A 22355-nucleotide genomic window follows, 5' to 3' on the forward strand; every position below is an offset into this window, starting at 1 on the left:
AACCGCCTGACTTCTTTCACAGGCTGGGGCGGGGTGGGAGAGGGAAGCTTTGGATCGGTTGAAGTCTCCAATCCGCGTGACCGCCTTGGCGGATTTTGCGCTGCGGCATGCACCGGGGTCAGGTCGGTGTTAGCGTCCACATGGATCGATCTAAATTTGGCGATGACAGAGCCGGTACGCGGCCATACGAGAAGGGGTAGGCGATGAAGAAGCGATGGCCGCGAAGCGTGCCGGCATGCAGCCCATGGTTGCCGGCACTGGCGGCCCTGATGCTGGCCTTGCCCCTGCCAAGCCTGGCGGCGTCACTGGCGACGCAATCGCTGGACAGCGGCTGGCAGTTCCGCCTCGCACCCGGCGACAAGCACGCCGCCGATCATCCCGACGCCGCGCAATGGCTGGCTGCCACCGTGCCCGGTATGGTGCAGACCGACCTGCTCGCCGCGAAGCTGGTGCCCGATCCGTACTGGCGCGACAACGAGGCCAAGATCCAGTGGGTGGGCCTGTCCGACTGGCAGTACCGCAGCAGTTTCAGCATCGACGTCGCCACGCTGGCGCGCAAGCACGTGGAGCTGGTGTTCGACGGGCTGGACACGTTTGCGGACGTCTCGCTCAACGGCCACAAGCTGCTCGCCGCCGACAACATGTTCCGCCGCTGGCGCGTGCCGGTGAAGGCGTGGCTGCATGCGGGTGCGAACACGCTGGAAGTCACCCTGCATTCGCCGATCGCGCGCCTGCAGCCCTGGTTGCTGAAGCAGCCGTATGCGCTGCCGGGCGAGTTCGACACGCCCTTCGGCGACGAGCCCGAAGGCAAGCAGACGGCCAACTACGTGCGCAAGGCCGCCTGGCAGTACGGCTGGGACTGGGGTCCGCGCATCGTCGCCGAAGGCATCTGGAGGGACGTGAAGCTGGAAAGCTGGGACGCGCTGCGCCTCGTCGATTTCCACATCGCCCAGCCGAAAGTCACGGCGGACGTCGCCGAACTGCAGGCGCAGCTCGACCTCCATGCCGATGCCGCCGGTATGGCCAAGGCCACGCTGCGCTGGCGCGCGCCGGACGGCGGCACGCAATCGCAGACCAGCGACATCGCGCTGAAAGCCGGCGACAACCACATCGCACTGCCGCTGCGCATCGCCCACCCGCAGCGCTGGTGGCCTGTCGGCTACGGCGCACCGAACCTGTACGACTTCCACGTCGACGTGGACATGGGCGGCCAGACCGTGGCCAGTGCGGACCGCAGCACCGGCCTGCGCAGCGTCGAGCTGCGTCGGCAGAAGGATCAGTGGGGCAAGAGCTTCGAGTTCGTGGTGAACGGCGTGCCCATCTTCGCCAAGGGCGCGGACGTGATCCCACAGGACATGTTCCCGAACCGCGTCACGCCGGCGCGCATCGATGCGATGCTGCAATCCGCGCGCGACGCCAACATGAACATGCTGCGCATCTGGGGCGGCGGCTACTACTTCGACGACGCGTTCTACGCCGAGGCCGACAAGCTGGGCCTGATGGTGTGGCAGGACTTCATGTTCGGCGGCGCGATCACGCCCTACGACAAGGCCTACCGCGACAACACGCGCATCGAGGCCGTCGAGCAGGTGGACCGCCTGCGCGACCATCCCTCCATCGTCATATGGGTGGGCAACAACGAAGTCGAAACCGCGTGGGAGTCCTGGGGCACCAGCCTCGATCTCAAGGCCAAGCTGGCGAAGGACGAAGCCCGGCGCATCGAGCAGGGCATGCGCGAGCTGTTCGACCACACGCTGCGCGACGTGGTGGCGTCGCAGTCGCCCGATACGCCGTACTGGCCGAGCACGCCCAGCAGCAATTACGACGACAAGGCCAACGTGCTGGACAACGGCGACTACCACTACTGGAACGTGTGGTCGGGCGACGCGCTGCCGCCGACGGCCTACCTCGACGTGACGCCGCGCTTCCAGTCCGAATACGGCCTGCAATCCTTCCCCTCGATGGCGACGCTGCGCAGCGCGCTCGAGCCGTCCGACCTCGACATCGATTCACCCGTGCTGCGCGCGCACCAGAAGTTCGACAAGGGCAAGGGCAACCAGCGCCTGTTGATGTACGTGGAGCGCGGCTACGGCAAGCCCAAGGATTTCGCCTCGTTGGTGTACCTCAGCCAGGTGATGCAGGCCGAAGGCATCCAGCTCGCCGCCGAGCACCTGCGCGCCTCGCGGCCGCAGAGCATGGGTTCGCTGTACTGGCAGCTCAACGACGTGTGGCCGGGCGCCACCTGGGCCAGCATCGACTACTACGGTCGCTGGAAGGCGCTGCAATACCATGCCAAGCGCTTCTACGCGCCGCTGCGTGTGGTAGCCCTGCGCAAGGGCGGCAAGACGCAGGTGTCGCTGGTGTCCGACCGCACCGAGGCGTTCGACGCCGAACTGCGCGTGCGCGTGCTCGGCATGGACGGCAAGACGCTCTGGGAGCGCACGCAGCCTGCGCACGTGGCGGCGCTGGCCAGCACGGCCGTCGGCGACTACACCGATGCACAACTGCTGCGTGGCGCCGATCCGCGCCGCACGGTGGCGGTGTTCGAATTGCTGGAGCACGGCAAGCCGGTTTCGCGTCATCTGCTGTATTTCGATGACGCGAAGAACCTGGCGCTGCCCGACCCCGGCCTGAAGGCGGAGCTTTCCGCGGACGGCCACAGCGTCACGGTGAGCGCACGGCATCTTGCGCGCGAAGTGTGGCTGGACTTCGCCGATCCCGATGCGCGCCTGTCCGACAACGCCTTCGACCTGCTGCCCGGCGAATCGGTGACGCTGCATGTCGACAGCACCGCCGATGCGGCCGCCTTGCAGCACTCGTTGACGGTGCGCAGCCTGTACGGCGCCACGGTAACCGCGCCGTGACGAAACGTATCGCCAGCATCGCGGCTATGGCCCTGCTGCTGGCGGCGGGTGGCGCTGCAGCGCAGACGCAAGGCGCCGAGGCGCAGGCGTCGGCGCTAGTGGCGAAGATGACGCTGGCGGAAAAAGTCTCGCAGCTGCAGAACGACGCGCCGGCGATCCCACGCCTCGGCGTGCCGGCGTACGACTGGTGGAACGAGGGCCTGCACGGCCACGCGCGCGACGGCTACGCCACCGTGTTTCCGCAGGCCATCGGCCTCGCTGCGAGCTGGGATGCGCCGCTGCTGCAGGCGGTGGGGACGGCGGTGTCGACCGAGGCCCGCGCCAGCTTCAACGCAGCCGGCGTGGGCCATGCCCACGAGCGCTATCGAGGCCTGACCATCTGGTCGCCCAACATCAACATCGACCGTGACCCGCGCTGGGGCCGCGGGCAGGAAACCTACGGCGAGGATCCGTTCCTCACCGGCAGTCTCGCGGTGGCCTTCGTGCATGGCATCCAGGGCGACGATGCGCTGCACCCGCGCGCCATCGCCACGCCCAAGCATTTCGTGGCGCACAGCGGGCCGGAGACCGGGCGCGACAGCTTCGATGCCAAGGTGTCGCCACACGATCTGGAAGACACCTATCTGCCGGCCTTCCGCGCAGCCGTCACCGCAGGCGGCGCAGGCTCGGTGATGTGTTCCTACAACGCGCTGGACGGCGTGCCGATGTGCGCCAACGCAACGCTGCTGGACACGCGCCTGCGCAAGGACTGGGGCTTCAAGGGCTATGTGGTGTCCGACTGCGACGCGGTAGGCGACATCTCGGCCTTCCATCATTACAAGCCCGACGATGGGCAGGCTGCTGCGGCCGCGTTGCGTGCCGGCACCGATCTCGATTGCGGCCACACCTACGCCAGCCTCGCCGCCATGGTGGGCAAGGGCGAGCTTCCCGAAGCTGCGCTGGATACCGCGCTGGTGCGCCTGTTCACCGCGCGCTATCGCCTCGGCGAGCTCGGCAGCGACGACAGGTATGCACGCATCGGCACGGACGACATCGACAGCGACGTGCACCGCAAGCTGGCGCTGCAGGCCGCGCAGGAGTCGCTGGTGCTGCTGAAGAACGCACACGACACGCTGCCGCTGCATGCCGGCCTGCGCCTTGCCGTGATCGGCCCGGACGCGGATACGCTGGAAACGCTGGAGGCGAACTACCACGGCACCGCGCGTGCGGCGGTGACGCCGTTGCAGAGATTGCGCGCGCGTTTCGGCAACGATCGCGTGAGCTATGCGCAAGGCGCTCCGGTCGCGATCGGCGTGCCCATTCCGGTGCCGGAGAGCGCGCTGCGCACCGTAGGTGGCGCAGCCGGTCTCACGGGCGAGTACTACGCACATGACGACTTCCGCGGCACGCCGCGCGTCACGCGCACCGATCGTGTGATCGACTTCGACTGGGATCGCGCGGCGCCTGCCGCCGGTCTCGATGCCGGTCACTACGCGGTGCGCTGGAGCGGCGAGCTCTTGCCGCCGGGGTCCGGCGACTACGTGCTCGCCTTGCATGTGGACCGTTGCTTCGATTGCGATGCGCACGACGCGTTGCGACTGTTCGTGGACGGCAAGCCCGTGCTTGCTGACGATGGCGACGACAAGCACATGCAGGCGAAGCTGCATTTCGCCGACGGCAAGCCGCACAGCTTGCGCATAGAGCTGCTGCATCGCGGTCACGACGGCGGCGTGCGCCTGCAGTGGCTGGCGCCGCCTGCGGTGCAACTCGCCGAGGCCGATCGCGCGATGCGCGCGGCGGATGCAGTGGTCGCCTTCGTCGGCCTGTCGCCCGATGTCGAAGGCGAGGCCTTGCAGGTCGAGGTACCCGGCTTCGCGGGCGGCGACCGCACTTCGCTCGATCTGCCGGCACCGCAACGCGCCTTGCTGGAACGCGCCGCGGCATCCGGCAAGCCGCTGGTCGTCGTGTTGATGTCCGGCGGCGCGGTGGCGCTGGACTGGGCGAAGCAGCACGCCGACGCCATCCTTGCCGCGTGGTATCCGGGGCAGGCCGGCGGCACGGCGATCGCGCAGACCCTGGCGGGCGACACCAATCCTGCTGGCCACTTGCCGGTGACGTTCTATCGCTCGGTGCAGGATCTGCCGCCGTTCACCAGCTATGCGATGCAGGGGCGCACCTACCGCTATTTCCAGGGCACGCCGCTGTATGCCTTCGGCCATGGCTTGAGCTACACGCGCTTCGCCTATGCGGCGCCCGCATTGTCGACGGATGCACTCAAGGCGGGCGGCACCTTGCAGGTGAGCGCCGAGCTGCGCAACGCCGGATCGCGCGCGGGCGACGAAGTGGTGCAGGTGTACCTGGATGTGCCGCCGTCACCGCTGGCGCCACGGCATGCGTTGGTCGGCTTCCAGCGCGTGCACCTCGCACCGGGCGAAACGCGGCACGTGAGCTTCACGCTGTCGCCGCGGCAATTGAGCAGCGTGGACGCGGCGGGCATGCGCGCCGTGGTGCCCGGCCGCTATCGTGTGTTCATCGGCGGCGGCCAGCCCGGCGACGCTGCAGGTGTCGCATCCACATTCACCATCAACGGCAAAGAGGTGCTGGCTCCATGACCATGGACACGCTCACCCGGCGCGACATGCTCAAGCTGATCGGTGCCAGCGCCGTCGCGCTGGCGTCGCCGCGTTTCGCCATCGCGGCCGCGAAGCAGGCGCGTCCCGATCACCGTCCGCCACCGGGCAAGCGCAAGTTCACCAGTGCGGCGGTGGAAGCGGAGATCGCGCGGGTGCAGGCGAAGATCGGCGATCCCGAACTCGCGTGGCTGTTTGGCAACTGCTATCCGAACACGCTGGATACCACCGTGCATATCGGCACCCTGCGCGGCAAGCCGGACACCTTCATCGTCACCGGCGACATCGACGCGATGTGGCTGCGCGATTCCTCGGCGCAGGTGTGGCCGTACCTGCCGCTGGCGGCGAAGGACGAGTCGCTGCGACGGCTGTATCGCGGGCTGATCCACCGCCATGCGGCATGCATCGCGATTGATGCCTACGCCAATGCTTTCCTGCCGGATCCGCAGGCACACACCACGCTGAGCTGGGCGCAGCACGACCTCACCGACATGAAGCCCGGCGTGGCAGAGCGCAAGTGGGAGATCGACTCGCTGTGCTGGACGATCCGCATCGCGCACGGCTACTGGAAAGCCACCGGCGACCGCGTACCGTTCGACGACGACTGGCGCGCGGCGATGCAGCAGGTGCTGGCGACGTTCCGCGCGCAGCAGCGCAAGCACGGTCCGGGTCCGTACCATTTCCAGCGCGCCTCCGCCGTGCCCACCGACACCGTGCCGCTGGACGGCTACGGCAATCCGGCGTTGCCGGTGGGGATGATCTTCTCGATGTTCCGTCCGTCGGACGATGCCTGCATCTATCCGTTGTTCGTACCGGCGAATGCGTTCGCCGTGGTATCGCTGCGGCAACTGGCCGAAATGTCGCGAACACTGCATGGCGATGCCGCGTTCGCCGCCGACTGCGAGGCGCTGGCCGGCGAGGTGCAGGCGGCGCTGGAAAAGTACGCCGTGATGAGCGACGCCGGCCAGGACTTCTGGGCCTATGAAACGGACGGCTACGGCAACCAGCTGTTCATGGACGACGCCAACGTACCCAGCCTGCTGGCCTTGCCGTATCTCGGCTTCTGCACCCCTGACGATGCGCGTTATCGCCGCACCCGCGCGCGCGTCTGGAGCGAGCACAATCCGTATTTCTTCCGCGGCAAGGCGGCGGAGGGCATCGGCGGACCGCACGAAGGCCTGCGAATGATCTGGCCGATGTCGCTGATGGTGCGTGCGCTCACCAGCGCGGACACGGGCGAGATCCGCCAGTGCCTGCACTGGCTCAAGACCACGCACGCCGGCACCGGTTTCATGCACGAAGCCTTCGATCAGGACGATCCCGCGAAATTCACGCGGCCCTGGTTCGCCTGGGCCAACAGCCTGTTCGGCGAGCTGATCGTCGAGCTGGCCGACCACCACCCCGAGCTGCTGCGGTAACCGCCGCACCCCACATTCCCCGAAGGAGCCCACGAACATGGTGACCCGCAGACGATTCCTGCAAGGCGCGACAGCATTGACCCTGCTTGGCGGCCTCGATGCGCACCGCGCGCTGGCCGCGACGCGCGCGCTAGGCGGCGCGGATGCGCTGTCGCTGTCCAGCCTGCCTAAGAACAACGTGTCGAAGTACGTCGACATCTTCGTCGGCACCGGCGGCCATGGGCACACCTATCCGGGCCCCACGCTGCCGTGGGGCATGGTGCAGCTGTCGCCCGACACCAACAACTACGGCTGGGATGCCTGCTCGGGCTACCACCAGGCCGACGGTTCCATCATGGGCTTCTCGCACACCCATCTCAGCGGCACCGGTGGCGGCGACCTGCTGGACGTGCTGGTGATGCCGAGGCAGGGCGAGGTGCTGCTCAAGGCCGGCGACCGCGGCTTGCCCGACCAGCTGTACTTCTCCAAGTTCGACGGCGCGGCGCATGGGCCGCACCTCACGGCGGATTCCGTGGCGCATCCGGGCAAGGGCTACCGCTCGCGCTACGACAAGGGTTCCGAGCAGGCGGTGCCGGGCTATTACCGCGTGCGCCTCACCGACAACGACATCCTCGCCGAGCTGACCGCGACGGCGCGCACCGGCTTCCACCGTTATACCTTCAACAAGAGCGGCCCCGGTCACCTGCTGGTCGATTTCACGCACGGCTACCAGGACAACGCGAAGACGCCGTGCAAGGTCACCGACGCCAAGCTGCGCCTGGTCGGCAACGACACCCTGGTCGGCGGCCGCCGCGTCAACGAATGGGCGCCCGGCCGTTACATCTACTTCGCGATGAAGCTGTCGCGGCCGATCTCCAAGGCCACGCTGTACATCGAGGACGCGCCGCTTCCCAGCAGCATGAAGGAAGCATCGGGCGACCATCTCAAGGCCGCGCTGCACTTCGACGACGCGGACAAGGCGCCGCTGCTGGTCAAGGTGGGTCTCTCGGCCGTGGATATCGACGGCGCGCTGCGCAACCTCGAAACCGAACTGCCCGACTGGAATTTCGAGCACGTGCAGCAGGCCGCCGCGCAGCAGTGGGAGCAGGAGCTTTCGCGCATCCGCATCGACAGCTCGTCCAACGTGGTGCTGAAGACGTTCTACAGCTCGCTCTATCACACGATGGTCGCGCCCACGCTTTTCAGCGACGTCGACGGCCGCTACCGCGGCATGGACCTCGAGGTGCACCAGTTGCCGCAGGGACAGCACACCTACAGCACGTATTCGCTGTGGGACATCTACCGTGCGCTGCATCCGCTGTACACGCTGTTCCAGCCGGAGCGCATTCCCGACTTCGCCAACGACCTGATCCGCCAGGCCAACGAAAGCCCGGAAGGTCCGGCGGTATGGCCGCTGCAGGGCGTGGAGACCGGCTGCATGATCGGCTACCACTCCATCGTGCTGCTCGCCGAGGCGCAGGCCAAGGGCTATACCGGCATCGCCTTCGACAAGGCTTGGCCGGTGTATCGCAAGCGCGCCTTCGACGACGACTACCGCGGCCTGCCGCTGTACCGCGGCATGGGCTTCATCCCGGCGGACATGGAATGGGAGTCGGTGAGCAAGACGCTGGAATACTCCTACGACGACTGGGCGATGGCCCGCCTGGCCGACGCCGTGGGCCAGCACGCGGATGCGGAGGCGCTGCGCAAGCGTTCGCGCAACTACCGCAACGTGTTCGACCCCAAGATCACCTTCATGCGTCCGCGCGACAGCAAGGGCCAGTGGATCGAGCCGTTCAATCCGCTCGAGATGGGCCACTTCGAGAAGTGGCGCGATTTCACCGAGTCGAATCCCTGGGAAGCCACCTTCCTCAACCAGCACGACCTCTACGGCTACATGCCGATGTTCGGCGGCATCCCCGCCTTCGAGCGCAAGCTGGACGAACTGTTCACCACCAGCTCCGAGCTGCCTGCCGACGCGCCGCCGGACATCGCCGGCATGGTGGGCCAATACGCGCACGGCAACGAGCCCAGCCACCACGTGGCCTACCTCTACGCCTACACCGGTTCGCACTGGAAGACGCAGTCGCGCGTGCGCTCCCTGCTGGAAACCATGTACCCGCCGCTGCCCGACGGCACCGCCGGCAACGACGACTGCGGGCAGATGAGCGCGTGGTACGTGCTGAGTGCGCTGGGCCTGTACGCGGTGGATCCGGTGAGCGCCGAATGGGTGTTCGGCAGCCCGCTGGTGGATCGCGGCGAAGTGACGGTGGGCGAAGGCAAGAAGCTCGTCGTCGAGGCGCACGGCAACGGCCCGGGCAAGCCCTACATCCAGTCCGTGACGTGGAATGGCAAGCCGTGGACGAAGAGCTGGATCAGCCACGCGGAACTGGCCGCAGGCGGCACGCTGGTATTCGAGATGGGTGACCAGCCGAACAAGAAGTTCGGCGCCGCGCCGGAAGACCGGCCGCCGTCGTTCGGCCGTCTTGCCACGGAAACCAAAGCATAAGCAGAGAGGCACGCACATGATCGGTAAGGGCGAGATGCGACAAGTGATGCTGATGATCGGTCTGGCTGCCGCCATCGGGTTTGCTCCCATGGCGATGGCGGCACCGGACCAGGCGGCCACATGGAGCGGCAAGATCGCGCCCCTGACGACGCCATGGACGGCCAAGGTCTCGCCCACCAATGCGTTGCCGGACTACCCGCGCCCGCAGCTCGCCCGGCCGTCGCTGGCGCATCCGCAATGGATGAACTTGAATGGCCTGTGGCAGTTTGCGCCGGATGACGGCAAGGGTGCCCCGCCGTTCGGCAAGACGCTGGCGGAGCGCGTGCTGGTGCCGTACCCGATCGAGTCCGTGTTGTCGGGCGTGCAGCAGCATGCCGACTTCATGTTCTATCGCCGGCTGGTGGATATCCCGCCGGCATTCACCGCGCACGATCAGCACGTATGGCTGAACTTCGGCGCGGTGGACCGGGAGGCCACGGTCTACGTCAACGGCAGGCAGGCGGCCCGGCACGTGGGCGGCTACACCTCCTTCAGCGTAGACATCACGCCTTATCTTCATGCGCAGGGAATGCAGGAGATCATCGTCGCCGTGCATGCGCCGGCGGACAGCCTCAACGTGATGGTCGGCAAGCAGCGCCTGAAGCCGGGCGGCATCTTCTACACGGCGGCCTCGGGCATCTGGCAGTCGGTGTGGCTGGAGCCGGCGCCGGCCACCAGCCTCGCGCAGCTCGTCTTCACGCCGAGCCAAAGCCTTGACGCTTTCACCGTGACCGCCAAGGTGCACGGAAGCGAGGGCGCCACCCTGCACGTCACCGCCTATGCAGGCGACAAGGTGGCGGGGGAGGCCAGCGGCCCGGCCGGCCAGCCGCTGCATCTGGCGATCGCGCAACCGCATCTGTGGAGCCCGGCGGATCCGTTTCTCTATACCTTCAAGGCCACGCTCACGCGGGATGGGCAAAGCGACGCGGTCACCAGCTACGCCGGTCTGCGCAGCATCGCGATCAAGCCGGAAGGCGGCCGCAACCGCATCGTGTTGAATGGCAAGCCGACCTTCCTGCTGGCCACGCTGGACCAGGGCTATTGGCCGGACGGCATCTACACCGCGCCTACCGACGAGGCCCTGAAGTTCGACATCCAGAAGACCAAGGACCTCGGTTTCAACACCATCCGCAAGCACATCAAGGTGGAGCCGGCGCGCTGGTATTACTGGGCCGACCGCCTCGGCGTGATGGTGTGGCAGGACATGCCGGCGCTGCCCACGGACCGCAACGACAAGCTCAGCGAGGCCGACAAGGACAACTTCCGCACGCAGGTGTCGGCCATCGTCGACCAGCTCAAGGGCACGACGGCGATCATCGGCTGGATTCCCTTCAACGAAGGCTGGGGCCAGTGGAGCATTCCCGCCGCGGCCGAGCTGGCCGCGCAGATCAAGCAGCTCGATCCGTCGCGCCTCGTCGATGCGCGCAGCGGTGCCAATTGCTGCGACATGAAGGGCGATCCGCATGCCGGCGACGTCTACGACGTACACGACTACCAGGGGCCGGGCCTGCCCAGTCCGGATGCGGTACGTGCAGCCATCGACGGCGAGCACGGCGGTCTTACCCTCGGCATCCCCGGTCATGTCTGGCCCGGTACGCCGATCAACCCCTATGGCGCGGTGAAGGATCGCGCGGCGCTGGTTGCTGGCTATGTCGCCAACACCCAAGTGCTGCTCGACAAGGGCGTGCCCAAGGGCATGTCCGGCAGCGTCTACACCCAGATCACCGACGTCGAGGGCGAGCACAACGGCCTGTTCACCTACGACCGCAAGGTTGAGAAAGTGGACGAGGCCAAGGTGCGTGCGATCAACGCAGCGGTAATTCGCGCGGGTGGAACGCCGTGACGCGTTTCGATTAATCCGGCTTTATTGCCGAATCGAATAATGGATACGGAGTGGAGGAGGCTTTTGCCTTCCTCCCAAACTGCCATTTACGCCTCATTTCAAGCATTGAATGGAATGGCAATGCTTGGCGCCGAATTTCATTGGCGCGCATCGATTAAGAAAAGATGAAGATTTTGCGCAGTGCAGCGTGACATGCCGCGCCGCGATGTATAAGTTTTATAATACGATTTAGATCGATATAAATACGGCTTTCTTTGACGTCCATGGATGACATGGCGCTGGGAGGGTTTGCGCGTCGTCAGGGGTGGCGATGTGCATGCCATGGATTATCTGCCGGGTGTCGGAGGTTGTTATGACCACGTGAATGAATCGTCTATCCAAACAGGGGCGGGAGGAGATGTCGCGCTGACTCCGACAAACAACGCGCGCCAATGAAATGGGGATTCAAATATGATCAGTCTATTGCGTGTTTCTGCACGAAAGCCCTTGTATGCAGCGCTCACCCTGGCCCTCCTGTCTTTTGGAGGTGGCCTGCCCGCAGCCGTTCATGCCCAACAGGCGCCGACGGCGCCGGCAAGCTCGCCGTCCCCTCAGGCGGCCGATAGCACGACATCCGACACGACGAAGACGGATGGCAAGAAGAAGGCCGGAAACGAAAAACCGGTGGTACTGCAAGGCATGGTCGTCACGGGCTACCGCCAGTCGATCGACGAAAACCTGCAGGACAAGCGCAACACCAACGAGATCGTGGAAGTCGTCAACGCGCAGAACATCGCGCAGTTCCCCGCCCAGAACATCGCCGATGCCCTGCAGTTCGTTCCCGGCGTGGTGATCAGCCGCAGCGACGGCGAAGGCAAGAACATCAGCATCCGCGGCCTGGCGCCGGAGCTGACGTTGACCGAACTCAACGGCAACTACGTCGCCTCCGCCGATACGTCGAGCGGGCTCGACCGTTCGTTCAACTACCAGTTGCTGCCGGCCAACATGTTCTCCAGCGTCAAGCTCTACAAGAGCCAGATGGCGTCGCTGGACGAAGGCGGCATCGGCGGCGTAGTGGAGGCGCACACGCGCAAGCCGCTGGACATGAAACCCAACGACGGCTTCCTCACCGTCAACGAGACGGGCGCCGACAACAACGGCAAGATCAATCCGCAGGTATCCGGGCTGTATTCCTGGCACAACAGCGACAGCACCTTCGGCGTGCTGGTGGGCGGGGCCTACAACAAGCGGCAGGAAACCGAATACACGTCCAACGCCTCGAACTGGTACTGGTGGGCCAACAATTACAACACCCAGCCGCCGGTGAGCGTCGGCGGCAACCAGTTCGGCAACTACGTGGAGCCCAACATCCCCGAATGGGGCAACGTCCCGCCCGGAGGCATCGTCGACCAGGGCGGCCGCGCCTATTCGGGTTACTGGATGCCGCAGCAGTTCAGCACTTCCCAGACGCAGTTGAACCTGAAAAACAAGGCCGCCCAGCTCACCTTGCAGTTCAAGCCCAGCGACCACTTCCAGATGACGGCCAACTACTTCCGCTTCCAGTTGGACCGCACCCAGATTACCAACACGCTCGAGATTCCCGAATGGAATCTGCCCACCGACACCTACGCGAACCAGCAGGGCAACTTGCTGGCGCCTAACGGACTGACGTTCGACCCGTCGGGCACGGTCGTCACCGGCGCCAACTACCAGTTGCCGGCGGCCGGCACGGGGTGCAACTCGCTGACCAATCCGGTCACCGGTGCGCAGCGCCAGCCAGTGGATGTCTGCTCCACGCAGACGCCGTGGCTCAATGGCAACTACTCCGTCGAAAAAGCGACGTCGCAGACCGCCAACATCGAGGGCGAATGGAATACCGGCGGCATCCTCAGCGGCACGTTCAATCTCGGCCGCACCTGGGCCACGGGTGGCCCGTCGGTGGAGTTCGGCGTGGCGGCCAAGCCGCGCAACTTCGTCAACGGGCAGTGGGTAGACGGCAGCGAGTACAGCCAGTGGACCCTGATGGGCAGAGAGGGTACGCCGGGCATCTCGGCTTCGACGGACACGCTGCAGAACATGCTGGATGGCGAGGGGCAGGTGGATCTGGGTTCCACCGGTTCCGGCTTCGTCAACACCGCGACATCCCAGAACGTCGCCCAGGCCGATTTCACGCTGGATCTCGACAAGGGCTGGCTGTCGTCGGTGCAGTTCGGCGCCAAGTACCGCTACAACACCGCCTACCAGCAGAGTGGCCAGTTGCGCTGGTACTGCCCCGGCACGACGCAGCAGTTCCAGAGCTGCGACCCCAATGCCGGCGACCTGCAGTCCAGCCTCCTGCTGCCGTATGAGCTGACCACCAACACGCTGGCCTACCACGACAACATCTTCCCGGGGATCAACTTCCCGGCGTACTACAACTACCTCAACCAGACCTACGACCCCGTCAAGTACATGGATCCCGACAATCAGGCGCGGGTGCGCGAGTCGATCGGGGCGGCCTACGTGCAGGTGAATTTCGACACCGACACGCTGCACGGCAACTTCGGTCTGCGCTATGTGGATACCCTGCAGGACGTGACCACCGCCGACCAGGTCACCACCTACTTCGCGGACTACTACCACGGCACGGATGGCTCCATCCTGATCTGTCCGGCCAGCGGCGTGAACTCCGCCGGTGGCCCGTGCGCTCCCGGCGATTTCGAATATCTCCCCCAGCAGTGCTCGACGTATGCGGACGGGCAGGCCGGGAAGTGCTCGTATTACGAGGCCTACACTCTCAACACCCAGCGCCGGCGCTACCGGAACTTCCTGCCCAGCTTCAACCTGGTGTGGAACTTCGTCGGCGACTTCGATTTGCGCGTCGCCGCCAACCGCGCCATGGCGCGCGCCAACTATGGCGATCTGGCCCAACTGGGCAGCCTCAACAACTACCTCCCGACCTATTACGCCGATCGCAGCCAGTTCGGTTCGCCGCTGCCCGGCTGGTATGGCAGCGGTGCCGACAACAACCTGCAGCCCTTCCTCGCCACCCAATACGACGCGGCGGTGGAGTGGTACTACGCGCCGGAATCGGTGCTGGGCTTCGACGTGTTCTACAAGACGGTGAAGAACTTCGTGGTGCCGGTCCAGGTGAACAACTTCACCGTGGACGTGAACGGCACGCCGACGCCGTTCGCGCAGTACAGCACCAATGCCAACGGGCAGGCCGGCGTTTCCAAGGGCATCGAGCTGTACACGCAGCACACGTGGTCGTCGGGCTTCGGCGTCATCGCGAACTACACGCTCAACAAGACCAACTCGACGGCGGTTTCCATCGGCGACACGCGGATCGGCAGCGCGTCGCTGATCGGCAGCGCGAAGTACGCGGGGAATCTCTCGCTGTTCTACCAGAAGAACGGGCTGCTGCTGCGCGCGTCGTCCAACTGGACCGGCCGCGTGATGGACGGCCTGGCCGCAGGCCTGCCCGAATACACGTCGCCGTACAACGAGATCGACCTGAACGGCCAGTACAACATCAACAAGCACCTGATGGTCACCGCTTCGGTTCTCAACCTGACGCGTTCCACGACCCGTTCCTACCTGGGCAGCGACACGACCGATCGCCTGAACACGCTCGAGTACGACGGGCGCCAGTACTACGTGGGCCTCACGTACAACTTCGGAGGGAATGACTGACACGGGGCGCAAGGCCACGCCGGGGATGCATCAGTGCATCTCCGGCCATGCGGCCTCGCAGAGAGCGCAATTCAAATTCCCCGACGGAGAAATCATGCAAACGTCCAGCGAACATCCCTATAGCGCGTCGACTCGACACACTGCACGCGTCCTCGCCATCGCCCTGGCGATCGCCTTGCTTGGAAGCGGAGCAGGGCAGGCCCGCGACAGCGAGTCACCGCAGCATGCGATGCAGGCCGTGGATGAGGCCAACCCGCTCGTCGGTACGGCACCGCTGGACCAGCAGGCGCTGATCGGCAACGCGCCGCCACCGGGCGAGCCGCTCTATTCGGGCATGACCTCGCCGGGCGCGAGCCTGCCGCACAGCTCGACCGAGGCGACGCCGGTCAACCTTAACGTCGACCTCAGCTATCCCGCGGGCGTCGGCATGTCGTACTACTACCCCAATCCGACGATGATCGGCTTCACGGGCGGGGGCTCGACCTACGGCGGGGAGGCCTCGCCGATGATCATGCCGGTGGTGGGCGACTGGACCGTGCCGCCCGACTACGCGCAGTCTTACTACGACAAGGCGAGCGAGAAGGCGTCGCCGGGCTACTACGCGGTTGATCTCGCCACCTTCCACACCAAGGTCGAGCTCACGGCGACGCAGCGCACCAGCCTGATGCGCTTCACGTTCCCGGCGAGCCATCGATCGAATGTCGTCATCAACCTGCGCCGCCCCGGCGGCGACGTCGAAGTGGTCGATGACCACACCATTCGTGGCGTCACCACGGGCGGGCGTCCGGAGCGCGACTCGGATGGCTCCTGGTTCGTCGCCGAGTTCTCGCAGCCGTTCGCCGGATTCGGCACCTTCTACGCAAATCACGATCACAGAGGCTATGGCATCGGCGACGCGGACGTGCAGCAGAACCGGCGTACGGTGTCCGGCAGTTACGCAGGCGCTTACGTCACCTTCGACACCAAGGCCGGCGAACAGGTGCTGGTGAAGATCGCCCACGGCCACAGCGCCGCCGAAGCCGAGCAGCGGCTGCACGACGAAGATCCGGATTGGAATTTCGAGCGCCTGCATGCCAAGGCGCGTGCGGCGTGGGCGCAATTGCTCGACCGTGTCGAAGTCACTGGTGGCACGCCGAAGCAGCGCATGCTGTTCTACTCGACGCTCTACCACTCCTTCGCCAGTCCGCGGCTGCTTGCGCGCAAGGGCGAACGCTTCACTGGCGCGGACGGCAAGGCTCAGGTCGCCAGCTACGACCGCTATGGTCCGGTGCCGTTCTGGGATACCGGCCGCAACCAGATCACGCTGCTGATGCTGCTCGAACCCGAGGTCGTGCAGGACATCATGCGTTCCGAGCTCGACATGGCGCGCGAACGCGGCTACATGAACACCTCGTTCCATGGCGACCATGCCTCGTTGATGTACGACGGCGCGTGGCAGCGCGGCATTCCGTTCGACTACGCCGCCGCGTACACGTACCTGCGCAAGAACGCCACCGACCCGGCCGGCCCGCGCGGCTACCTGGCCGAGTACATGAAGAACGGCTGGATCTCCGACGTCGTTCCGCCCGGCAATCCCAGCCCGCCGTATGCCGGCGGCAAGGCAGGTGCCGCCACCACGCTGGAATATGCCTGGGACGATCACGCGCTGGCCGACATCGCACGGAGGCTCGGCAAGACGGACGACGCGCAGATGTTCCTGCGCCGCGCCGCGAACTATCGCAACGTGTTCGATCCGTCGGTCGGCTTCATGCGCGGCAGGACCGCCGACGGCCAATGGATCGCGCCGTTCGATCCGGGCGAGCCGTACTACAACTTCATGATGAAGGAGGCCTCGGGCTGGTCCACGCTGTGGCTGGTGCCGCACGATGTGCAGGGCCTGGCCGACCTGCTCGGCGGGCGCGCCGCGTTCGATGCCAAGCTCGATACGTTTTTCTCCACGCCCTACCGCGCCAAGGGTATCTGCCGCGATTGCACCGGCCTCGTCGGGGAATACGTCCAGGGCAACCAACCGGATCAGCAGGCTGCCTATCTCTACGCCTGGGGTGGCCAGCCCTGGAAGACGCAGGCGCTGGTGCGCCGCATCCTCGCCGAGATGTACGGCAGCGACGCCAGCGGCTATGCGTTCCCCGGCATGGACGACCAGGGTTCGACCTCGTCCTGGTACGTGCTCAGCGCGATGGGGTTCTATCCGGTGGACCCGTCCACCCCGGATTACATCCTGGGCAGCCCGATCTTCGACAAGGTGCGCATGCGCATGGGCAACGGCAAGATGTTCGAGATCGACGCACTCAACAATTCGGCGCGTAACATGTATATCCAATCCGCTACGCTCAACGGCAAGCCGTGGAACAAACCATGGTTCAGCCAGGCCGACATTGCGGGCGGCGCCAAGCTTGTGTTGATGATGGGACCGGAGCCGAGCAAATCCTGGGGTGCCGACCCGGACGATGCGCCGCCCTCGATGACGATGCGCAAGGCCAGCCCGAACTAACCGACATTCCTGTACCTGCGATCCCAGAAGATGCCCTGTCCATTGCAACAACCGCTTTTCAAGACATTCCCTCGCAAATCCAAGCGGAATCATCTCGGGCGACGGATCGCCCTGCTGGCCGCCTGTGCCTGCGCCAGCCTAGGCGTACATGCCGCGACGCCGGCGGATACATCGCCACCATCGGCGACCGCACCCACCGAAGCACAGCGCATGCAATGGTTCGCGGATGCGAAGTTCGGCATCTTCATCCACTACGGCATCTATTCGGTGGACGGCATCGACGAGTCGTGGTCGTTCTTCGACGGTTACGTCAGCTACGACCACTACATGCAGCAGCTCAAGGGCTTCACCGCGGCGAACTACCACCCGCAGGCCTGGGCCGACCTGATCCGCGAAAGCGGCGCGCGCTATGCGGTGCTCACCGCGAAGCACCATGACGGCGTGGCGCTGTGGGATACCGCGCAGGGCCTCAACGTGGTGAAGGACACGCCGGCCCGGCGCGACCTGGTCGGGCCGTTCGTGCAGGCCTTGCGCAAGGACGGCGTCAAGGTGGGCCTGTACTTCTCGCTGATCGACTGGTCGTATCCGGACTATCCGGGCTTTACCAAGACCGAGTCGCGCTACGACGCCAAGGCCGATCCCGCGCGCTGGAATCGTTTCGTGAAGTACTACCAGGGCCAGTTGAAGGATCTGTCGCAGCGCTACAACCCCGACCTGTACTGGTTCGACGGCGACTGGGAGCACAGCGCCGAGGAGTGGCATGCGAAGCAGGTGCGCGAAATGCTGCTGGCGCGCAATCCCATGGCCATCATCAACTCGCGCCTCGCGGGCTATGGCGACTACGCCACACCCGAGCAGGGCGTGCCGATCACGCCGCCGCCCCAGAAATACTGGGAGCTGTGCATGACCATGAACAATTCCTGGGGCTGGCAGCCGAACGACGACCACTTCAAGAGCGCCAACCAGCTGATCCGCATCCTCGCCGACACCATCGGCATGGGCGGCAACCTGCTGCTGGACATCGGCCCGCGTCCCGACGGCACGATCCCGCAGCAGGAGGTCGACACGCTGAAGGAAATCGGCCGTTGGACGCACAAGAACGCCGAGGCGATCTACGGCACGCAGGCCGGCATTCCCAAGGACTACTACGCCGGTTCCAGCACGCTGTCGAAAGACGGCAGCACGCTGTATCTGTTCGTGGACGGGCGCCCGAACGGCCCGGTGCTGGTGAAGGGACTGATGAATCGCGTGCTGCATGCACGCGTGGTCGGCAACGGCACCACGCTGGATACGCAGGTGCTAGGCAAGGCCTACTGGAGCAAGGTGCCGGGACTGCTCTACGTCACTGTGCCGCCCGAGACGCTGGACTCCGAGGTCACCGTGCTGGCGCTCACGCTCGACGGGCCGGTGAAGCTGTTCCGCGACGAAGTGAAGCCGATCGAGAGCAACTGATTGGCCTGCCGCGGCTGACGGAGCGCGGCAGCAGGTTCGTCCGAACGGGCAGGGCTTGCGGCGGCAAGCGAAACCTAGGCGCAACCGCAATCTTCCTCGAAGCCGCCCTTGGCGCCCATGCAGGGTGCGATGGGTTGCGGGTGCCCGGTGCCAATTGGCCTTGTCGAGGGCGTGCCGGCCGCCGAATTGGTCATATTGCAATGCGGCTTGCATCGTTCATGGGTGAATGGTAGCTTCATATATGGATCGATCTAAACGACCGGAAAAATTCACGGCCGTGCTGGATGGCATGAAATCCAAGTCGATTCCGTGGTGCTGTGGTGATCGCGATAACGCATGGATCCCGTGTTGATTGACACGATTCAATCGGGGCTGGGCAAGAAATCGAGTCAAGCAGGGCTGGACGAGGGGGGTGTTCTCGCCGGCCACGCGAAAACGACAATCAACAAATTTTTTGGGAGGGGTTTCCATGCGTCAAGCCATCGCATTGCGTCGCAGTGCACTCGTGAGTGCGCTTTCCATCGCCTTGCTGTCGCCGCTCGCCGTGCAGGCGCAGACGGCTTCGTCGGGCGATACCCAGTCCGCACAGTCCGGTACGCCGCAGGCGAACCCGTCCAGCGCGCAGCCTGACCAGAGCAAGGCGAAGAACCTGCAGACGGTCACCGTCACCGGTTCGATGATTCCGCGCGTGGAAGTCGAAGGTCCCGCGCCCGTGGTCACCATCACCGGTACGCAGATCAAGCAGCAGGGTTTCACCACGCTGTGGGAATTCCTGGACTCGCTGCCGCAGATGGGCCAGCCGCCGCAGGATCCCGCCAGTTGGGGAGCCACCGCGGTGAATGCGCGCCCGGTGAATCTGCGCAACCTGGGTGCGGGCTTCAGCCTGCTGCTGATCAACGGCGTTCGCGTGGTGGATTACCCGCAGCCGCTGGGCGCGCAGAGCAGCTTCCAGAACTACGCAAACCTGCCTAGCGGCATGATCGACCATGTCGAGATCCTGGCCTCCGGTGCCTCGTCGATCTACGGTTCGGATGCGGTGGCGGGCGTCGTCAACGTGATCCTGAAGAAGAACTACCAGGGTAACGATCTGCAAGTCACCGGCGGCGGCGCTACCCGTGGCGGCCGTTCCTATGGCGACATCAATTTCTTCGGCGGCGAGTCCGGCGAAAACTGGCACATTCTCTACAACGTGGAGAAGTCCAACCGCACGGCTTTGTGGGGTAGCGATCGTCCGTACCAGGATTCGGTGTCCGATGCAGGCTACGGTGCCTGGAACTCGGCCGACCGCATGTTCGGCTACCAGTACGCTCCGGCCGGCGCCATCGCCCTCTCCGCGACGAACGGCAATGGCCAGTACATCACGCCGCCGGCGGGCACCTGCGGCAAGTTCAGCAACTCGCAGTTGAGCGAGTCGCACAGCGTCAGCACCAGCGGCACCCAGATCACCGGGACGACCGACAACGGCGCCTTCTGCTCGCAGCCCAACCTGTTCCAGAACTGGGTGCTGACGCCGGGCAGCCGCACCACCAACGGTTACCTGGCCGGCGAATACGATTTCAGCAATGGCCTGCAACTCTACGGTTCGGCGGCCTTGTACGACACGGTGGGTATCTCCCAGACCCAGTTGCCGTTCTTTGGCTACGGCAGCCCGTTCTATGACTCGAGCACGGGGCAAACCATCAATGCGCTCGACCGCCAGTTGACCGCGCAGGAAATCGGCACGTCCGCCAATACCCATGACCGCGAGCAGAACTGGAACATCACGGCCGGCCTGCGCGGCACCATGTTCGACGGCAACTTCAACTGGGACTTCAGCGTCAACAGCCAGAAGTACATCGTGCGCGAGGACTTTACGGGCATGGACCAGGCGGCCATGAACAACTTCTTCCTCGGCCAGCAAATGGGAACCACCGCCGGTGGACTGCCCATCTATGCCATCAACTGGCAGCGCTTCTGGAACCCCATCACGCCGCAGCAATACAGCCAGTTCGCGGTCAATGGCGAGAACACGGCGGAGTCGTCGCTGAACCAGGCGCAGTTCCGCGTCAACGGCGACCTGTTCAAGTTCCCGTGGGTGGACGAGTCGGTGGGTTGGGCAGCCGTGGTGGAAGCTGCGGACAACGATTTCCTGCTGTCGCCGGATCCGCGCGAGGCCAATGGCGCGACCTTCGTGGATCCCTTCTATAACGACAACTTTGGCGGCGGCAGTCGCCAGCGCTTTTCGCTGGGCACCGAGTTCCGCGTGCCGATCGTGAACTCGCTGACCTGGACCATCTCCGGCCGCCTCGACAAGTACCACGACGCCAGCAGCGCCGACATTGCCCGCACCTGGGGCACCGGCCTCGAATGGCGTCCGTTCGACAGCCTGCTGATCCGCGGCAGCTACGGAACCAATTTCAAGGCGCCGGACATGGCGGCGATCTACCAGGGCGGCTCCGTCGTACCACAAGGCATCTACGAGGATAATCTGCAGTGCATCAACGCCATCAAGGCGGGCAACACCTCGAGCACCTGGTGCAACGGCAGTATTCAACGTCCCCAGTCGCAGTGGTACGAGCAAAGAACGGTCGGCGGCCCGGACCTGGTGCCGGAGACCGGCCACTCCTGGACCTATGGTTTCGTGTGGCAGGTTCCGGGCGTGGAGGGTCTGTCGGTGTCTGCCGACTACTGGCACATGGGCGTGGACAACGCCATCGAGTACATCAGTCAGAGCACCGTGCTCCAGGACGAGGCTGGCTGCCTTACCGGCTATCTGGCGGACGGCTCAACGGGTTTGTCGCCGTACACCGCGCACGTTCGGGGATCGGCGTATTGCCAGATGGTGATAGGGGATGTGCAGCGCAATGCGGCAGGCCAGATCACTTCGGTGCAATCCGGCCCGATCAACGAGGCCTCGCTGTACGTGAGTGGTGTCGATGCCTCGCTGCAGTACAGGCTGAATACCGAGGATTACGGCAATTTCACCACCAGCGTCAACTACACCGACAACCTCGCGTACAAGCAGCGCGTGCTGTCTTCCGACCCGTTGCTGAACACTCGCTACAACAATGTGGCGAGCAGGGTCACCTGGATCGGCACCTGGCAGAAGGGCGACTGGAACGCGTCGCTCTCCGGCGTGCGCGATGGCCGCATGCGCGCGCCAGGCTACGGTAACTGCAACACGCTGCCCAATGGCATCCAGCCGAGCCCGGTGACTGTCGTCAGCCCCGACGGGACGACGGTCAATACCGGCGCTTGCCAGATCGGCGGGGCAAACGTCGCTGACACCTTGTACTACGGCCATGTACCGACGTGGATCACGTGGAGCGGCTCGATCGGCTGGCAAATCAATCCGGAGACCAAGCTGAGCTTCACGGTATCCAATATCTTCAACAGGGTCTCTTCGATCCCGTACTACGCCGGCGGCTTCGAGTTCGTCACGACCGGACAGACCGGCAGCGAGTACGACGGTCGTGAGTTGTTCTTGACCTTTGATTACAAGCTCAACTGATCCCTCT

Annotated in this window: 9 protein-coding genes; all 9 read left to right on the top strand. The window is 65.1% G+C overall.

The features are described from left to right. The first annotated feature begins 269 nt into the window (after nucleotides 1-269). Entirely contained in the window at nucleotides 270-2864 is a 2595-nt protein-coding gene (locus IHE46_RS12570; protein ID WP_225563059.1) for a glycoside hydrolase family 2 protein, read from the top strand. A 26-nt stretch (nucleotides 2865-2890) separates the two neighbouring features. Beyond that, nucleotides 2891-5455 carry a glycoside hydrolase family 3 protein gene (locus IHE46_RS12575; protein WP_192165277.1) on the top strand — a complete coding sequence of 855 codons (2565 nt, stop codon included), beginning with the start codon at nucleotides 2891-2893 and terminating at the stop codon, nucleotides 5453-5455. Between the two features lie 2 nt (nucleotides 5456-5457). Continuing rightward, nucleotides 5458-6891, top strand: coding sequence for a glycoside hydrolase family 125 protein (locus tag IHE46_RS12580; protein ID WP_225563060.1), 1434 nt, complete (start codon nucleotides 5458-5460; stop codon nucleotides 6889-6891). A gap of 37 nt (nucleotides 6892-6928) precedes the next feature. Then, entirely contained in the window at nucleotides 6929-9379 is a 2451-nt protein-coding gene (locus IHE46_RS12585; protein ID WP_192164987.1) for a GH92 family glycosyl hydrolase, read from the top strand. A gap of 16 nt (nucleotides 9380-9395) precedes the next feature. Continuing rightward, nucleotides 9396-11261, top strand: a complete 1866-nt coding sequence (locus IHE46_RS12590; RefSeq protein WP_192164988.1) for a sugar-binding domain-containing protein — start codon at nucleotides 9396-9398, stop codon at nucleotides 11259-11261. 663 nt (nucleotides 11262-11924) lie between these two features. Further along, the gene (locus IHE46_RS12595; RefSeq protein ID WP_343230028.1) at nucleotides 11925-14915 is read left to right on the top strand and encodes a TonB-dependent receptor; all 2991 of its coding nucleotides are present in this window, start codon (nucleotides 11925-11927) and stop codon (nucleotides 14913-14915) included. A 94-nt stretch (nucleotides 14916-15009) separates the two neighbouring features. After that, the gene (locus IHE46_RS12600) at nucleotides 15010-17406 is read left to right on the top strand and encodes a GH92 family glycosyl hydrolase (RefSeq protein WP_192164990.1); all 2397 of its coding nucleotides are present in this window, start codon (nucleotides 15010-15012) and stop codon (nucleotides 17404-17406) included. Nucleotides 17407-17436: 30 nt separating this feature from the next. Further along, nucleotides 17437-18858 (top strand): alpha-L-fucosidase, encoded by a 1422-nt coding sequence (locus IHE46_RS12605; RefSeq protein ID WP_192164991.1) that lies wholly within the window; start codon nucleotides 17437-17439, stop codon nucleotides 18856-18858. A 469-nt stretch (nucleotides 18859-19327) separates the two neighbouring features. Next, nucleotides 19328-22348: a TonB-dependent receptor gene (locus IHE46_RS12610; protein WP_192164992.1), complete on the top strand. Its 3021-nt coding sequence runs from the start codon at nucleotides 19328-19330 to the stop codon at nucleotides 22346-22348. Nucleotides 22349-22355 lie beyond the last annotated feature (7 nt).

Source organism: Rhodanobacter sp. DHG33, from assembly GCF_014843005.1.
In the GTDB taxonomy this organism is placed as follows: Bacteria; Pseudomonadota; Gammaproteobacteria; order Xanthomonadales; family Rhodanobacteraceae; genus Rhodanobacter_A.

Bases quoted from the DNA above. Each gene is read 5' to 3' on its own strand.
- IHE46_RS12570 (WP_225563059.1), top strand. From the start codon at position 270: ATGCTGGCCTTGCCCCTGCCAAGCCTGGCGGCGTCACTGGCGACGCAA.
- IHE46_RS12575 (WP_192165277.1), top strand. From the start codon at position 2,891: ATGGCCCTGCTGCTGGCGGCGGGTGGCGCTGCAGCGCAGACGCAAGGC.
- IHE46_RS12580 (WP_225563060.1), top strand. From the start codon at position 5,458: ATGGACACGCTCACCCGGCGCGACATGCTCAAGCTGATCGGTGCCAGC.
- IHE46_RS12585 (WP_192164987.1), top strand. From the start codon at position 6,929: ATGGTGACCCGCAGACGATTCCTGCAAGGCGCGACAGCATTGACCCTG.
- IHE46_RS12590 (WP_192164988.1), top strand. From the start codon at position 9,396: ATGATCGGTAAGGGCGAGATGCGACAAGTGATGCTGATGATCGGTCTG.
- IHE46_RS12600 (WP_192164990.1), top strand. From the start codon at position 15,010: ATGCAAACGTCCAGCGAACATCCCTATAGCGCGTCGACTCGACACACT.
- IHE46_RS12605 (WP_192164991.1), top strand. From the start codon at position 17,437: ATGCCCTGTCCATTGCAACAACCGCTTTTCAAGACATTCCCTCGCAAA.
- IHE46_RS12610 (WP_192164992.1), top strand. From the start codon at position 19,328: ATGCGTCAAGCCATCGCATTGCGTCGCAGTGCACTCGTGAGTGCGCTT.